The sequence below is a fragment of the Patescibacteria group bacterium genome, assembly GCA_041651155.1.
In the GTDB taxonomy this organism is placed as follows: Bacteria; Patescibacteriota; Patescibacteriia; order CAIXNZ01; family CAIXNZ01; genus JAPLYF01.
The window spans coordinates 171,737-186,223 of the sequence record JBAZJU010000001.1 but is presented as its reverse complement, the minus strand read 5'-3'; the positions used below and the strand labels follow the sequence as shown (position 1 = coordinate 186,223).

The window sequence follows — 14,487 nt, the reverse complement described above, 5'->3', positions numbered from 1 at the left end:
TTTAAAAATCTCAGAGTTCATATCTCATAATTCATAATTCAGTTTAACACTTTTCTTCAGAATCAACATGCTCCTCCTCATGAGTTTCCTCAAATTTTTCTCCTCTATAATTAGCCACAGCCTTTTTCAAGCCTTCAGCAGCCAAAACAGAGCAATGTATTTTTTCCTTAGGTAAACCACCTAACTTTTCCGCAATCTGCTCGCGAGTAATATTTAAAGCATCTTCTAATTTCTGGCCCTTGGCTAATTCAGTTAACATTGAAGATGAGGCAATGGCAGCGCCACAGCCCAGTGTCTGAAATTTTATATCTTCCAATACTTCTTCGCCTTGGGTATTTTTTCCAACCCTAATATAAATCTTCATCATGTCTCCGCAAACTGGATTACCAACATCACCCACGCCATCGGGTTTTTCAATTTCGCCCTGATTACGTGGATTTTTAAAATGATCCATTAAAATTTCTGTGTATTGCATAATTTTTGATTAGATTATAGATGTTAAATTTTAGATTGAATATACTATAACCTATAATCTAAAATCTATCATCTTATTTAATTAATTGCGATAATTTAATTTCTTCGAGCGTCTTATTCATCGCACTTTCCAATTTCTGCCAGACAATTTTGACCGAACAATCACAATTTAATTTGCACAAATTGCCAAACCCCGCACAAAGGTAAGGCGCCAGACTGCCTTCAAGCGCAGTCAGGATTTCTTTAACTGAAATCTTGTTCGCCGGCTTAGCTAAACTATAACCGCCTTTTATTCCCTTTGCGCTTTTAATAATGTTAGCCTTTTTTAACTTAGCAAACAAGCGCTCCAAATATGCCAGAGAAATCTTTTGTCCTTGGGCAATTTTAGCCAATGAATAAGGCTGTTCTTTATGATGCTGGGCTAAGGAAATCAATGCCCTTAACCCATATTCAGATTTAGTGCTAAACTTCATAATTTTACAGATTACGGATCAATACAGATTTACAAATAGCTTCTCCGATCAAATCCGTATATCTGTAACTATCTGTAATCTGTAGTAAAGACCAACCAATTTAGTCGGTATTTACATTATACCATGTTTTTTCCCCAAGTCAAGTAATCTGTTGACAAACCCTAACTCCTTTGCTAAACTAATTTCATAATTCATATTTCATAATTCATAACTAGAACAATATGTCACATAAAAAAGCAGGCGGCTCCACAGCCTTAGGCCGCGATTCACAAGGCAAAAGATTAGGCGTTAAATTATATGCTGGCCAGAAAGTTAAAGCTGGCAATATTATTGTGCGCCAAAGAGGAACCAAGATCAGACCAGGCCAAAATGTCATGGTTGGCAGAGATTATACTTTATTTGCCGTGGCCAATGGCATTATTAAATTTACAGAAAAAAAAGTAAAGAAATTCAATGGTGATCTGATTAAGACCAAATTTGTCCACGTCCTTCCAGCAATCAAATAATCTTCTCAAATAAAAAATTCCCTCTTTGTCATCCTGAACGAAGTGAAGGATCTGTTACACCGATGTAATAGACTCCTCGTTACTCTCGGAATGACAAAGAGGGAATTTTTTATTTCAAACCGAAAATAAACCCTAAATTCTGCTCAAACTTTGAACTTCTTATTTTCACTTTAAAACCATTTTCTGCCAAAATCTTTTCTATTTCTTGATGCTTAAAACCATTAAAATCGTGGTATTCCAAAGCAATGTTTTTTATTTTCTCCCAATGAATAAAATTTTCTAATACTTCAAATTCCGCGCCTTCAATATCTAATTTTAATAAACCAACCTTCTCAATTCCCTGCTCCTCCAATAAATCATCCAAACTAAAAGTTTTAACTTTACTGACCCTATTTATCTTTGGTACCAAAATTTTAAATAGCCCATGGTTATGAGTATCATTTGAAATAAAAAAATCCCGCAAACCATTTTTGCCAGCCAGCGCAGCTGGTATCACCTCAACATTTTTAATTTGATTAATTTCCAAATGCTGATTAAGTAATTCCAAATTATTCTCATCAGGTTCAATGGCCAGAATTTTAACTTCTTGATTTAAAGCCCTGCAGTACAAAACAAAAAAGCCAGCCTGCGCTCCTGCGTCTATGATTGGATGTTTGGCTGACTTAATAATTGCTTCAACTTCTTTATATTCCCGCAATTCAAAAATTTCTTTCATTATGCTTTTATCCGCCTGGCTGCGAGTATAAATTGCAAAATCTTTATTGTTAAATTGAAAATTATTTAATTTCATATTCCTATTTGCTTTTTCTCAATACTTTTTCTATTACATTTCTGAATTCGTCCGAGTCATCAATTTTATAACCAATTGCTTCTAATTTTCCTTCTAATTCTTTTCTTTCACCCAAATTACCGGCCTTGATCAAGGAAGGAATCAATTTCGGCACAAGGAAAGAGTGCAGCAAATCTCCTTTTTTATTTGTAAAAACCAAATTATAGCCATCGAGATTAACTTTAATATTTTCAGTATCATAATAAGTTGTACAGGCTTTCATCTCACCTAAAATTCTCTTGTAACTCTTATCAATATCTTTTTCCTCAGCTAAAAGCTGAGAATTATTTTTTAAATATTCTGTCAAGTCATTAAATTTTTTAGTTTCAATTTTTTCTCCAAATTTTTCAGGCATAAAATTTAATTTATACCCCACTTTAGTGGGCTGACTAAAGTCAGGTATAAAATTTTAACTTATCGCCGCTTTAATAAATTCTTTAAATAAAGGATGTGGCTTTAATGGCCTGGATTTAAATTCAGGATGAAACTGCGTGCCCACGAAAAATTTATGGTTAGGCACTTCAATTATTTCCACCAAATTATTATCTGGCGAAGTGCCGGCAATTCTTAGTCCTTTTTGTTCCAAAAGTTCTCTATATTCATTATTAAACTCATAACGATGGCGATGGCGTTCGGAAATTTCTTTTTGGCCATAAGCTTTATAACTGACGGAATCCTTGGCCAAAACGCAAGGATAAGCGCCCAAGCGCATTGTGCCGCCCATTTTCTTTTCCTTAATCTTGCTGACCTGATCTGCCATAGTGTGAACAACCGGATAAGGTGTTTTTTCATCAACCTCTGGCGTATTTGCGCCTATTAAACCTGCTACATTGCGAGCAAATTCAATAGTGGCTAATTGCATGCCATAGCATAAGCCAAAATAAGGAATATTATTTTCTCGGCAATATTTAATGGCTGAAATTTTGCCTTCAACTCCCCTGCTGCCAAAACCACCAGGCACAATAATGCCGTCATATTTTTTTAATTCAGACAATTTGCCGGGATCTTTTTCAAATTCCTCAGAATTTATCCAGCATAAAATCGGTTGACGGTCATTAGCCCAGGCTGCATGCTTGATTGCCTCAATCACTGAAATATATGAATCAGCCAAAGTAAAATCACCAGTGGCAAAATATTTGCCCACAATGCCAATATTCACTTTTTCTTTAGTCTTTTTAATTTTATCCACCAACTCGCTCCATTCTTTCAAATCCTTGCCTTTAGCTTTCAAACAAAATTTTTCCAAAATCTTATCGCCTAATTTTTCTTTTTCAAAATTAAGCGGAACCTCATAAATCGTATCAATATCTGGCGCAGAAATTGCATTCTCTTTCGGAATATTACAAAACGTGGCCAATTTTTCTTTTCTTACCTCATCCAAGGGCACATCAGCGCGGCATAAAATAAAATCAGGGAATATGCCAGCTGAGTTTAAAGTTCTGACCGCATACTGAGTGGGCTTTGTTTTCATTTCACCAATTTTTGAAGGAATGGGAAAATAGCTGACCAAAATTACAATCACATCCTCTGGAGTCTTTGTGCGCATTAAACGGACTGCTTCCAAAAATAATATATTTTGATATTCACCAACTGTGCCGCCAATTTCCACAATAGTAAAATCTGCCTTGGCTAATTCAGCTGCTTTTTTAATGCGATTAATCACTTCCTCTGGCACATGCGGCACAACTTCCACGCACTTGCCGCCATATTCCAGATTCCTTTCGCGCTGAATCACGCTTAAATAAACGCGGCCAGTGGTCATGTAATTAGTAGACAAAATATCCTGGTCTAAAAATCTTTCATAATTGCCAATATCCTGATCTGTCTCATCGCCATCATCAGTCACAAAAACCTCGCCATGCTCAGTCGGATTCATAGTGCCGGCATCAACATTAATGTAAGGGTCAATTTTAATGGCCGTGACTTTATAGCCCTTGCTTTGTAAAATCTTGCCAATGGACGCGCAGGATACGCCTTTGCCCACGCCTGACATCACGCCACCGGCAACGAAGATGAATTTTGGAGACATATTTGTATGAAATAAGTAATAAGTAACAAGTAATATGGAAAAATATTCAAATCCTTATTACCTATTACCTATTTCCTATTTCAAAAAAAGAGGACACTACTCCTCTCTGACAATTGTTAGTCCAATTTTTGCAGTTACCCCAGCGCCAAAATCCAGATTTACATCATAATAACCCAAAGCTTTGATCGGCTGATCTAATTTAATATATTTTGATTCAACAATATAATTTCTATTTTTCAATTCTTCAACTATTTTTTGTATATTAACCGAACCAAATAAAGTTTTTTTCTCGTCTGCCTTAACCTTAATGATAATTTTAATATTATTTAACTTCTTAGCCAATTCTTTAAACTTTTTGCCCTTATTGGCTGCTGCTTTTATCTTTCTAGCTTTAAAATTTTGCAGTTCCATTATCGTTTTATCATTAGCGATTTTAACCAGGCCTCGCGGCATTAAATAATTGCGGGCATAGCCTTCTGAGACATCTTTAATATCGCCTGTTTGCCCTAAATTGGGCACAAATTTTATTAAAATCACTTTCATATTTTGTACGAATTAAGAAGAAAGAATACTGACTTAATCCTATATTCTGCATTCTTTATTCTATTTTCTTAATAAAAAAATTAAGCTTCAAATCTTAATCCCCTTATTGACTATTTTACTACAAAAAATTTTATTTTCCAAATAGCCGCCTAAAAAATCCTTTATGCCCGTCCTCATCAACTTTGCTAACTTCGTCAACTTCATTAACCTGTTGCATTATTAAATCATATAGCTTATCCGCTTCTTGTTTTACCAATTCCGAATCATAATCACCGCTATGTTTAGTATAGCCTTCATAAGACGCCTGCTTTTGGTCCAAATGCAAGTTTAAAACCAATGGGTCAACTGAGTTAATATACAAATGAAAGCGTGGATATAAACCGCCTCCTAACCTGCGAGAATAACTAACTTCCTCTGCACGCGGATCGCGCACCAAACCATAACCGCAACGGCGAATTAAATGGTCAGGATTTTGGTTAAATTTTTGAGAAAAATTTATCTTCATACGTTATATTTTACCATGATAATACAATAAAAACAAAAAAAATAAGGCTATTATTTTATTATTTTGTCAACCTGTAATTTTTCCTCTAAAATTCGCCTAAATTTCAAGTCTTGACAAGAGACCTTGACAAAATTTTACAGTTATGTTAATGTGAGATAATCTTTAAGAGCACCTGACCAAATAATTGGCAGTTGCTTTGATGTTCTTTTTATAAATTGATTTAAAATAGCAAAAAATCAAGGGAAAAGGTCAACCGAAAAACCAACGAGATAAAAGTCATGGCTAAAGCTTCGCAGTAGCAAGCTTGGTCAGGCTAAAAATACCCAAAAGGAGAGAAGAAATGAAAGGGAAAACCTTTAACTGGATGGCTATCATTTTGATAGTGCTCAGCCTCGGCTTTCTAAGCTTGCTCGGTTGCGGCACCCACCAGGCGAGTCCCAGCGTCGGTGCGTTTGACACACCCGTAGTCCCTCCGACCCCGATTACCTGTGACGCAAACGGCGGATGCGCTGTCAAATTCGAAATCCCGATTCCTGAGGGATCTACCTTAACCTCCAAGTTGGTCGACGATGGCACTGTTGCGGTAAAAAATGTGGTTATCAACGGAAAGACTTACAAGGAAACAATCCAGAAATACAGTGCCAATTTGGTAACGCCAGGCTCGCCTCCCGCAGAGATCTACATTTACTCAAGCATTGTAAACAGACAGAATACGGACCCGATGCACGGCATCAATTATTCCGCACAAGTCGTAGGTGGAGTACTCAGTGTCTCCATTACCGTGCCGAAAAACACCTACCTGTCAATCGGATACAGTCTCGCCAACCAGAATCGGGTTGACAATATCAGGCTTAACTCGGTTTTGCTTACAGGGTATAAAACCTTAGGGACTGCGCTAGACCAATATCCCGTAGCGTGTTTTATCATAAACGTAGACGAAAACAATGCGGTTACCGTGGGCAGCAATCCGACCTGCACTGAAACGCTTTATCGTTTGCGAGTCCGAGTGACTGGCGATACCAATGGCAATAATGTCTATGACCCTCTCACTTTCGATGATCCCATCATACCGTATACAGGGTTGCAAGCTGGTGAAGACATCCGAATTCAGACTTCGTACTGGAGGACACCCACGCCCGGCGGCATATGGCAAAGGCTCTTATGGGATGTACCGACTCTCTCCTATTCCGAAACCTTCTTTTCTGTGCTGAGCGGACAAAGCGCATGGCTGACTATCCACCATCCGGCCCGCGATGTAACTGCTCCTCCAGGAACTTATGAACATGGCTACGGCGTCTATGCAGATGTGATAGCCTCAACCGGAGGATCAACTCTCTGCACGACCCAGCTCGTACACTACATTGACTTCACGATTGGTGCTGATTACTGGATAGGAATGGAAATCCAGGGTATCAACACTACCTCGAACTGTGTCAACCAGGGAGGAGACACTCGCGGTACACCCATTACCCTCTAACTCCCTAAAAATTCTTTTGCTAAAAAGGCGAACCTTATGGTTCGCCTTCTTTTTTAAAAAAAATTTTATTATTTTTTAGCACTTAAAATCTCAATCGCCTTATCCAACTGCGGATCTTTATTGGCGCTAAAATCAGCATCGGTCAGATCAACTTTCACGTCTGGCTCAATCCCCTCGCCGTCAATTGTATTTTCATTGGGAGTCAGCCATAAAGCAACAGTCAGCTTAATTGATGAACCGTCTGATAAAGGGAATAAACTCTGGACAGAACCTTTGCCAAAAGATTTTTCACCAACTAAGGTTGCTAATTTATAATCTTTTAATGCCCCGGCCACTATTTCAGAACCTGACGCGCTGCCCCCATTAATTAAAACAACTGTCGGGAAATCTTTTAATCTAGGCAAGCCAGTGGATTTATTTTCCTTTAATTGCCCAGTACTTGATTTTTCATAAACCACTACATTGTTATCTACCCATTCACTGGCTACATCAATAGCAGTGTCCAGAAAACCGCCAGGATTATTGCGCATATCCAAAATTACGCCTTTTGGATTTTTGGCCACAATATCTAAAACAGCTTTTTTAAAAGCATCGCTTGTATCTTCATTGAAATATCTTAAATTTATCAGGGCGATATTATTATCCAGCATTTGCCATTTAACACTCTGAATTTTAATCGTCTGCCTGACAATTTTAATTTCTAAAGGTTTTTCAGTCCCCTCGCGTCCGATAGTCAAATCAACATCAGTGCCTTTTGGCCCTCTGATCTTGCTGACCGCGTAATCCAGGCTCATACCAGCCGTATCTTCGCCATTGATAGCTAAAATCTTATCATTTGTTTTCAAACCTGCTTTTTCAGCCGGTGAATCTGGCAACGGCGCCACAATGGTGATAGCATTATTTTTTATGGCAATTTCCGCGCCAATCCCTTCAAAACTTCCTTTTAATTCAGCTGTAAAATCACTTGTTGTTTTTGGATCAAAAAATACAGAATGAGGGTCGCCCAAAGCTGCCACGCTGCCAGCCATCGCCCCGTAAAATAGTTCATTTTCAGCCACAGGCTGATGAACGTAATTTTTTTCAATTGTATCCCAGACATCCCAAAAAAGGTTAAAATTTATATCTTTGGATAAAAATTCAGGCTTAGCTTTTTTATTAAAAACCGCGCCGCTCTTTTCACTCTCAGCGACAATTACTTTATTTTCTTGCCGGCCAAAAAGCATGCCCAAAATAAAGGCGACAAAAATCAAAAACAAAACCACATAATATTTTAGAAATTTTCTAAAAAATTTATTTTGCAGTTCTTTTATGGCAAATAATCTCGGTTGATTCATATGACAAGTCATTAATAGCTAAAAACTTTGTTATCATCATAACAGATAATCCAAAAAAATTCAAAAGTCAAAGCTTGATTCGGCCTAAAGATTGGAGTATGATAAGATCAGTTCAACTTTTATTTTTAATAATTATTTATGAGCCTCAGAATCAGAAGAATCATCATGTTTAGCTTTATTTCAGCCTTTTTTATTTTAGGTCCGCTTTTAATTTTCTACGCTTCAGGCTATCGCTATGACCTTAAACGCAATAAAATCTTAAAAACCGGAACCTTAATGCTGGAAGCAAAAAATTTAAAGAAAGCCAGCGTCTATCTCAATGATAAGCTCTATGACAAGCCTTTTGATGAAAAGATTTTTATCTATAATTTATTGCCGCAAGAGTATGCGATCAAAATTAGCAAAGAAGGCTATTATTCTTGGGAAAAAAAATTAACCGTAGCAAGCAGCATCACAACATTCGCGGCTGATATTATTCTATTTAAAAAAGAAGTTCCCTTGCAAATCATAGAAGGCCAGATTAATGATTTCTCTTTATCTCCTGACGGCCAAAAACTAATATACCAGCAGGTCAATGGGCCTTTTTTGGAATTATATCTTTATGATTTTATTACCCGGGAGAAAAGCCTTATATACCGGGTCTCCGCGCAAAAAAAACTCACGCTTACATGGGCAGCCAGCAGTAAAAAAGCGCTAATCAAAGATGATAATAGCTATATAGTAAGTAATCTGCAAAACCTCAAAGATGTGCAAGATATTTCGGAACTATTGGAATTTGTGCCTGACAATGTCATCTGGGACTTGCAAAGCGACAATCTGCTTTACGCCTTAAAGCAAAATTCTTTTTATGAAATAGACTTATTGGTTAAAGCCAGCCAGAATATTTTTAAAACAAGCGAAAAAATCAATAAAGAATTTTTTATTGAAGGCAATGATATTTTCTACATTCAACAGGCAGAGACTCAGAACGTTTTAGCCAAATATAATTTGAATTTCAAAACTGCCAAAAAAGTTCTGGAATTATCTAAATCTAATAATTATCATTTTATTAAAAGCACCAATAATTATATCGGGCTGATAGATTTAGACCAAAGCAAATTAAAGCTTATAAAAAAAATAAATGCTGAAGCCGAAATCAGCATAATGCCTGAAGAGCCAATAATTGAATTTGATGCCAAAGCAGCGGTCTGGGACAGCAAGGAAAAACAACTTTTGGTTTATGATGATTTTGCCTTAAATTCCTATAATTCTGACTCCAGAGAAAAAACATTTATCAACCGTTTTGGCCAGCCTATATTAAAAGCTGACTGGTATACTGATCTGCATCATGTGGTAATTTTATTTAAAAACAGCCTGCAAATAATTGACCTGACCGAAAACAACAGCAGCCATAATTCTATTGAAATTGCAAAATTTGATAACCTGGGGAATTTTTATTTAGATTCTAAAGGTGAAAACATTTTCTTCAACGGCCAAATCGGCAAACAGCAAGGTCTTTATCAATTAATAATAAGGTAAAAAAAACATTCTAAGGAGGGAAAAATGAACATTAAAAAATTGTCCTTGATCGTTTTTGGCTTAAATCAAGTCAAAATAACTATTTTTTTGTCATTACTCGGTATAATTCTAGCTCTTGGCATTGTAATTTACGGCATTATTATACAATATTTGCCAGGCCTGCTTTTTTGGATATGCGTCTTGCTTATCCCATGCCTGGCAGATGTAATTGATAGATCTCTCAAAAAGCGTAAAAATTGCCAATGACACAAAATGTCAAAACAAAAAAATCCCTCAATAACAACGGGGGATTTTTTTTATGCGTTAATTTGCAAACTATTTAAATTCAATTTCATCGCCGAAGATTTCTTTAATTAAACTTTTCAAATCAAAACCTTCTATCATGGCCGCGCGTAAATTTGCTCTTAAAAGAGAAGGGAAGGTTCCGGCATCAGTCCAAATATTATTAATAATTTCATAAGTCATTGTTCCTTGCCTGACATAATAATTATTTACATCGGTTATTTCCAGTTCGCCCCTGCCAGATGGCTGTAAACTGGAGATCATCTCCCAAACCTGAGGATCGTACATATACAAGCCAGTCACTGCCAGATCGGATTTGGGAGAAACCGGTTTTTCATCAATCTCTATAATGCGCTCCCCTTCAATGGCAGCCACGCCAAATCTTTCCGGGTCTTTAACTTTTTTTAGAAAAATTTTAGCGCCTTTGGCCTGTTTCTGAAAATCAATCACTGAGCCTGAAATATCATCCTCAAATATATTATCACCCAGGATAACCACTATTTTTTCCTGACCGGCAAAATCTCGACATAATCCCAATGCCTGGGCAATGCCCCCCGCTTCTTTTTGGACCGCGTAATTAAAACTTATCCCTGGGAAATGCTCATTATTTTCAAATAATCTTTTAATCTGATCTGCGTGTTCTTGACCGGAAACTATCATAATATCCTTTATGCCGGCCTTAATTAAAGTATTTAACGGATAATAAATGACTGGTTTATTAAAAACCGGTAGCAGCTGTTTATTAGTAACCGCAGTGCAGGGATAAAGGCGTGAGCCTGTCCCGCCTGCTAAAATAATGCCTTTCATAATATAAAATTTTATGTTTTAGATCAGAGCTGCCAGTTTTGTCTTTGGTCTATGGTCATTGGTAATTCAACTCAGCACTTATGACTAATAACTTAAGACTTATTATCAAGATATTCCTTAAGCGCCTCATCCCAATTGCGCATTAATGGCAGTTTAGTATTAATCAAGGCTGAATATTGAGGCCGTTTGGCTGGCCGGATAAATTCTTGGCTAGTACAAGGGATAATCTTAACATCTAATTTTGCGAGTTCAAAAATTTTTTGAGCAAATTCATTCCAGCTAATGCCGCCTTCTTTTGTCTCATTAGTCGCATGATAAATTCCAAACGGCAAAGCATTATTTAAAATATATAAAATTTGCCTGGCCAAGTCAACTGTATAAGTCGGCTTGCCAAACTGGTCATTGACTACTTTAATTTCTTTTTTCTCTTTGCCAAATCGTAACATTGTCTCCACAAAGTTCTTGCCGTTTTTACCGTAAAGCCAGGAAGTCCGGATTAAATAATATTTATCAGCAATATTTTGCAAGGATTTTTCCCCTAATAATTTTGATTCGCCATAAAAATTTACCGGCCCAAATTCTTGAGAATCTTCTGAATACCCTTTTTTATTCTTCCCGTCAAAAACATAATCAGTGGAAATCTGGACTAAAATCGCGCCAATGTTTTTGGCGGCCAAAGCCAAATAACTCACAGCTTGATTATTAATGCGCAAAGCCTGATCTTTATGAGTTTCACAATCATCAACAGCAGTATAAGCCGCACAGTTAATTATTATCCGAGGCTTTAAGTCTGAAATTTTCTTTATGACTTGATATTCATCGCTTATGTCAATTTCAGACCTATCCCACAAAGTTAAATCAAAATCAAAAAAAACCTTGGACAAGTCTTGTCCCAACATTCCCTGAGCGCCTAAGATTAAAATTTTAGTGTCTTTATTCATATCTTAAATTTAGCTTAAATTACAATTTTAATCAACTAAAAAGCCCTTTATTTTTACAAACAAAGGGCTGGCTAATTGCATTTTTCCGCTTGGGAAAATTCATCCCAGATAGATGCTTTGGCCAAACCCGACCAAAACTCTTCAGCTGGAAACATTTTCTTTACTTGGTCAAAATATTGCCTTGATTTTTCACGCGGTCCGAAATTAAAGTACAAGAGATAAAGATAACCGTTGGCTATGTCCACTCCTTCAGCCAAAGCCTGGAGTAACATTTGTTCAACTTCTTCAACGTGACCTTTCTCACATAATTCTTTGACTGTCTGAAAGAGTTCTAAAAATTTTTGTGGCTCAAAATTAACGTTTAATTCGGAAATTTCAAATCCCAATTTTGCTTTTAGCTCATTAGATAAGATAAGCAAGTTACACCTCCTTTTTTGAATTTACATTAAATCATAGCAATAAAAATAAAAAATGTCAAGAGTTGACTTAATTGATCAAATATGCTATAATTCAAACATAACAAGTTAAAATTTAATTTTATGAATTCACCAGAAATGTCACAAAATGGCCATGAAAAAGTACCAGGCTTAATAACTGAAGAGGAAGGCCGGAGGGCTATTTTTGAAATGGAAGGCAAAGAACCAAAGCCGGAAAAAGAGATATATACTGGCCAAAAGCCAAAGGGATTTATGGGCGAAACAGAAACGACTGAAGATGTCTCTAAAAAAATGAAATTTCAAGAGTATCGGGACAAAATGAAAGATTCTTCACTTGAGAAATTAAAAAGTTTCATGAGCTTTTGCGAAGAAGGCATGATAAAAGACAAGAATTATATAGCTGAATATAGAGACATGCAAAGAGAAGCCGGAGAACTAATGCTTGCTAAACTTAAAATAGAAAATATTTCACATAATTTAGCGGGCGACAAAGGACTAATTGATGTTGAAACATTAAGGAATCTTTTTGGAGCAAGGTTAGACGAATTAATTGCGGCCAGAGATGAATCTGAAAAAGAAGGCAACAGTTTGGAAATGCAAAGGAAGCAAGCCGAAATCAAAAAATTTACAGATTTAATTGAACAAGCTGATAATTTAGAAAAGGCAATAAGAACTTTAAGACATTAAATTAATAAAAACAAAAAAGGATCCCGCACGCGGGGTTCCTTTTTTGTTTTGAAAAATTATTTTAATTTCTTTCTATCTCGGTAATTTAAATAAATCAGCCAGATCGCAATTAAACTGCCAGCAGCATCAATCAGCACATCAGTATAAACGCCAGTTCTGCCAAGAGTAAAGGTCTGGTGATATTCATCAGAAATCGCATACAAAACTGTAAAAATAAAAGACCAGAATAAATTCCAGTTCACATGCCTTTTTTCAGTCTGGCTTAAAATTCTGAAAATTAAATAGGTTAAAACGCCATACTCAAACATATGCGCCAGCTTGCGGATGATAAATTCCCACCAGTCAGCCACAATCACAAATTCTTGCAAAGAATTATTTGAGAGATAATAAATAGCCGCCAGCCAAAAAATCAAACTGATGTATTTTTCATATTTCTGAAAATGGCGATGGCTAATTATCCTTCTTATTTTGTGTTCTATTTTTTTGAAAACCATATTTATAAGCACCAAATCGCAAATCCCAATTCTCAAATAAACCACAATATTCAAATTACAAATTTCAAACTGTTTAGAATTTAGAATTTGTGATTTGAAATTTATTTGGAATTTGGTGTTTGGTTATTGGAATTTATCAATTAAGGTATTGTTTTTTATAATTTTCAACAAATCCCTTCCCCAGTAATGGCCTCCACCACTTTTCATTTTTTACATACCAATCAACAACTTCGTCAATACCTGCTTCAAATTCAATTTCCGACCGCCAACCTAATTCGGCTTGAATTTTCGCGGTATCTAGCAAATAACGTCGATCATGTCCTGGCCTGTCTTCAACATAAACTTTCAAAGTTTCGGGTTTATTTAAACGCCTTAAAACAGCATCTGCTATTTCTTCTATGTTTTTTTCAATCCCGCTACCTATATTATAGGCCTCCCCCACTTTGCCTTTTTTTATAATTAAATCAATAGCCTGACAGTGATCCAAGACATGCAACCATTCCCTTTTATTCAAACTACTTTTAAATAAAGGCAATTCTTGATCCTGCAACGCATTGGTAATAAATCGTGGAATAACTTTTTCCGGGAATTGGTATGGACCATAATTATTTGAACAATGGCTGATTGTCACGGGCAATTTAAAAGTATGATAATACGCCATAACTTCGTGATTAGCTGCGGCTTTAGAAGCATTGTAAGGAGTTTTGGGCAAATATGGATCAGTTTCTTTAAACGCCCGTTTTTCATCTAATGCTAAATCGCCAAACACCTCACAAGTTGAAATATGATGAAAACGATCAATACCCGCATCTTTAGCAGCTTCCAATAGCATTTGCGTGCCCAAGACATTGGTTTTCACGAAGATATCTGGTTCAACCATTGCTCTGCCATTATGCGATTCAGCAGCAAAATTAACAATCACATTAATTTTCTCCTCCTTAAGTAATTTCTTATTTTTTTCTAAATCCCCAATATCGCCTTTAACAAATTTATAATTGGGATTACTTTCAATATCTTTCAAATTTTCCAAATTGCCGGCATAAGTCAGCTTATCCAGATTAACTATAAAATCCTCTGGATATTTATTTAACCAGTAGCGAATAAAATTGGAGCCAATAAACCCGGCTCCGCCGGTGACTAATAATCTCATA

18 protein-coding genes are annotated in these 14,487 nt (G+C 36.3%); 5 read left to right on the top strand and 13 right to left on the bottom strand.

Going from position 1 to position 14,487, the window contains the following annotated elements; translation table 11 throughout:
* Positions 1-43: 43 nt before the first annotated feature.
* Positions 44-475: an iron-sulfur cluster assembly scaffold protein gene (locus WC460_00980; GenBank protein ID MFA5187919.1), complete on the bottom strand. Its 432-nt coding sequence runs from the start codon at positions 473-475 to the stop codon at positions 44-46.
* A 73-nt stretch (positions 476-548) separates the two neighbouring features.
* A complete protein-coding gene (locus tag WC460_00975) occupies positions 549-947 on the bottom strand; it encodes an Rrf2 family transcriptional regulator (GenBank protein ID MFA5187918.1) in 399 nt (132 codons plus the stop codon).
* A 221-nt stretch (positions 948-1,168) separates the two neighbouring features.
* On the opposite strand from WC460_00975, the gene rpmA reads away from it, so the two are divergent.
* Entirely contained in the window at positions 1,169-1,453 is a 285-nt protein-coding gene (rpmA, locus tag WC460_00970) for a 50S ribosomal protein L27 (GenBank protein MFA5187917.1), read from the top strand.
* Between the two features lie 109 nt (positions 1,454-1,562).
* On the opposite strand, the gene WC460_00965 is transcribed toward rpmA, so the two are convergent.
* From WC460_00965 to WC460_00945, 5 genes are all read right to left on the bottom strand, one after another.
* On the bottom strand, positions 1,563-2,243 hold the full coding sequence (locus WC460_00965) for an FkbM family methyltransferase (GenBank protein MFA5187916.1): 681 nt from the start codon (positions 2,241-2,243) through the stop codon (positions 1,563-1,565).
* Positions 2,244-2,247: 4 nt separating this feature from the next.
* Positions 2,248-2,637 (bottom strand): hypothetical protein, encoded by a 390-nt coding sequence (locus tag WC460_00960; GenBank protein MFA5187915.1) that lies wholly within the window; start codon positions 2,635-2,637, stop codon positions 2,248-2,250.
* 54 nt (positions 2,638-2,691) lie between these two features.
* Positions 2,692-4,311, bottom strand: a complete 1,620-nt coding sequence (locus WC460_00955) for a CTP synthase (protein ID MFA5187914.1) — start codon at positions 4,309-4,311, stop codon at positions 2,692-2,694.
* A 96-nt stretch (positions 4,312-4,407) separates the two neighbouring features.
* A complete protein-coding gene (gene rplI / locus WC460_00950) occupies positions 4,408-4,854 on the bottom strand; it encodes a 50S ribosomal protein L9 (GenBank protein MFA5187913.1) in 447 nt (148 codons plus the stop codon).
* A gap of 130 nt (positions 4,855-4,984) precedes the next feature.
* Positions 4,985-5,359, bottom strand: a complete 375-nt coding sequence (locus WC460_00945; GenBank protein ID MFA5187912.1) for a hypothetical protein — start codon at positions 5,357-5,359, stop codon at positions 4,985-4,987.
* Positions 5,360-5,699: 340 nt separating this feature from the next.
* Between WC460_00945 and WC460_00940 the strand changes: the two genes are divergently transcribed.
* Complete coding sequence (locus WC460_00940; protein ID MFA5187911.1) at positions 5,700-6,836, top strand: hypothetical protein; 1,137 nt, start codon at positions 5,700-5,702, stop codon at positions 6,834-6,836.
* A gap of 68 nt (positions 6,837-6,904) precedes the next feature.
* Here the strand turns inward: WC460_00940 and WC460_00935 are convergent, their stop codons facing one another.
* A complete protein-coding gene (locus tag WC460_00935) occupies positions 6,905-8,170 on the bottom strand; it encodes a S41 family peptidase (protein MFA5187910.1) in 1,266 nt (421 codons plus the stop codon).
* Positions 8,171-8,308: 138 nt separating this feature from the next.
* Here WC460_00935 and WC460_00930 point away from each other — a divergent pair, with 138 nt between their 5' ends.
* Both WC460_00930 and WC460_00925 read left to right on the top strand, forming a co-directional pair.
* The gene (locus WC460_00930) at positions 8,309-9,688 is read left to right on the top strand and encodes a hypothetical protein (GenBank protein MFA5187909.1); all 1,380 of its coding nucleotides are present in this window, start codon (positions 8,309-8,311) and stop codon (positions 9,686-9,688) included.
* A 24-nt stretch (positions 9,689-9,712) separates the two neighbouring features.
* Positions 9,713-9,934, top strand: a complete 222-nt coding sequence (locus tag WC460_00925) for a hypothetical protein (protein MFA5187908.1) — start codon at positions 9,713-9,715, stop codon at positions 9,932-9,934.
* A gap of 69 nt (positions 9,935-10,003) precedes the next feature.
* Here WC460_00925 and WC460_00920 read toward each other — a convergent pair whose 3' ends face one another.
* The 3 genes from WC460_00920 to WC460_00910 all read right to left on the bottom strand — a co-directional run bounded on the left by WC460_00920 (position 10,004) and on the right by WC460_00910 (position 12,137).
* A complete protein-coding gene (locus WC460_00920) occupies positions 10,004-10,777 on the bottom strand; it encodes a sugar phosphate nucleotidyltransferase (protein MFA5187907.1) in 774 nt (257 codons plus the stop codon).
* A 92-nt stretch (positions 10,778-10,869) separates the two neighbouring features.
* A complete protein-coding gene (gene rfbD / locus WC460_00915; protein ID MFA5187906.1) occupies positions 10,870-11,718 on the bottom strand; it encodes a dTDP-4-dehydrorhamnose reductase in 849 nt (282 codons plus the stop codon).
* Positions 11,719-11,789: 71 nt separating this feature from the next.
* Positions 11,790-12,137 carry a hypothetical protein gene (locus WC460_00910; protein MFA5187905.1) on the bottom strand — a complete coding sequence of 116 codons (348 nt, stop codon included), beginning with the start codon at positions 12,135-12,137 and terminating at the stop codon, positions 11,790-11,792.
* A gap of 120 nt (positions 12,138-12,257) precedes the next feature.
* On the opposite strand from WC460_00910, the gene WC460_00905 reads away from it, so the two are divergent.
* Positions 12,258-12,842, top strand: a complete 585-nt coding sequence (locus tag WC460_00905) for a hypothetical protein (protein MFA5187904.1) — start codon at positions 12,258-12,260, stop codon at positions 12,840-12,842.
* A 56-nt stretch (positions 12,843-12,898) separates the two neighbouring features.
* Here WC460_00905 and WC460_00900 read toward each other — a convergent pair whose 3' ends face one another.
* Positions 12,899-13,336, bottom strand: a complete 438-nt coding sequence (locus tag WC460_00900) for a VanZ family protein (GenBank protein MFA5187903.1) — start codon at positions 13,334-13,336, stop codon at positions 12,899-12,901.
* 136 nt (positions 13,337-13,472) lie between these two features.
* Positions 13,473-14,486 carry a dTDP-glucose 4,6-dehydratase gene (gene rfbB / locus WC460_00895; GenBank protein ID MFA5187902.1) on the bottom strand — a complete coding sequence of 338 codons (1,014 nt, stop codon included), beginning with the start codon at positions 14,484-14,486 and terminating at the stop codon, positions 13,473-13,475.
* Position 14,487: the final 1 nt, after the last annotated feature.

Excerpts from the sequence above, each read along its gene's own strand:
- WC460_00980 (MFA5187919.1), bottom strand. The coding sequence starts at position 475 with ATGCAATACACAGAAATTTTAATGGATCATTTTAAAAATCCACGTAAT.
- WC460_00975 (MFA5187918.1), bottom strand. The coding sequence starts at position 947 with ATGAAGTTTAGCACTAAATCTGAATATGGGTTAAGGGCATTGATTTCC.
- rpmA (MFA5187917.1), top strand. The coding sequence starts at position 1,169 with ATGTCACATAAAAAAGCAGGCGGCTCCACAGCCTTAGGCCGCGATTCA.
- WC460_00965 (MFA5187916.1), bottom strand. The coding sequence starts at position 2,243 with ATGAAATTAAATAATTTTCAATTTAACAATAAAGATTTTGCAATTTAT.
- WC460_00960 (MFA5187915.1), bottom strand. The coding sequence starts at position 2,637 with ATGCCTGAAAAATTTGGAGAAAAAATTGAAACTAAAAAATTTAATGAC.
- WC460_00955 (MFA5187914.1), bottom strand. The coding sequence starts at position 4,311 with ATGTCTCCAAAATTCATCTTCGTTGCCGGTGGCGTGATGTCAGGCGTG.
- rplI (MFA5187913.1), bottom strand. The coding sequence starts at position 4,854 with ATGAAAGTGATTTTAATAAAATTTGTGCCCAATTTAGGGCAAACAGGC.
- WC460_00945 (MFA5187912.1), bottom strand. The coding sequence starts at position 5,359 with ATGAAGATAAATTTTTCTCAAAAATTTAACCAAAATCCTGACCATTTA.
- WC460_00940 (MFA5187911.1), top strand. The coding sequence starts at position 5,700 with ATGAAAGGGAAAACCTTTAACTGGATGGCTATCATTTTGATAGTGCTC.
- WC460_00935 (MFA5187910.1), bottom strand. The coding sequence starts at position 8,170 with ATGAATCAACCGAGATTATTTGCCATAAAAGAACTGCAAAATAAATTT.
- WC460_00930 (MFA5187909.1), top strand. The coding sequence starts at position 8,309 with ATGAGCCTCAGAATCAGAAGAATCATCATGTTTAGCTTTATTTCAGCC.
- WC460_00925 (MFA5187908.1), top strand. The coding sequence starts at position 9,713 with ATGAACATTAAAAAATTGTCCTTGATCGTTTTTGGCTTAAATCAAGTC.
- WC460_00920 (MFA5187907.1), bottom strand. The coding sequence starts at position 10,777 with ATGAAAGGCATTATTTTAGCAGGCGGGACAGGCTCACGCCTTTATCCC.
- rfbD (MFA5187906.1), bottom strand. The coding sequence starts at position 11,718 with ATGAATAAAGACACTAAAATTTTAATCTTAGGCGCTCAGGGAATGTTG.
- WC460_00905 (MFA5187904.1), top strand. The coding sequence starts at position 12,258 with ATGAATTCACCAGAAATGTCACAAAATGGCCATGAAAAAGTACCAGGC.
- WC460_00900 (MFA5187903.1), bottom strand. The coding sequence starts at position 13,336 with ATGGTTTTCAAAAAAATAGAACACAAAATAAGAAGGATAATTAGCCAT.
- rfbB (MFA5187902.1), bottom strand. The coding sequence starts at position 14,486 with ATGAGATTATTAGTCACCGGCGGAGCCGGGTTTATTGGCTCCAATTTT.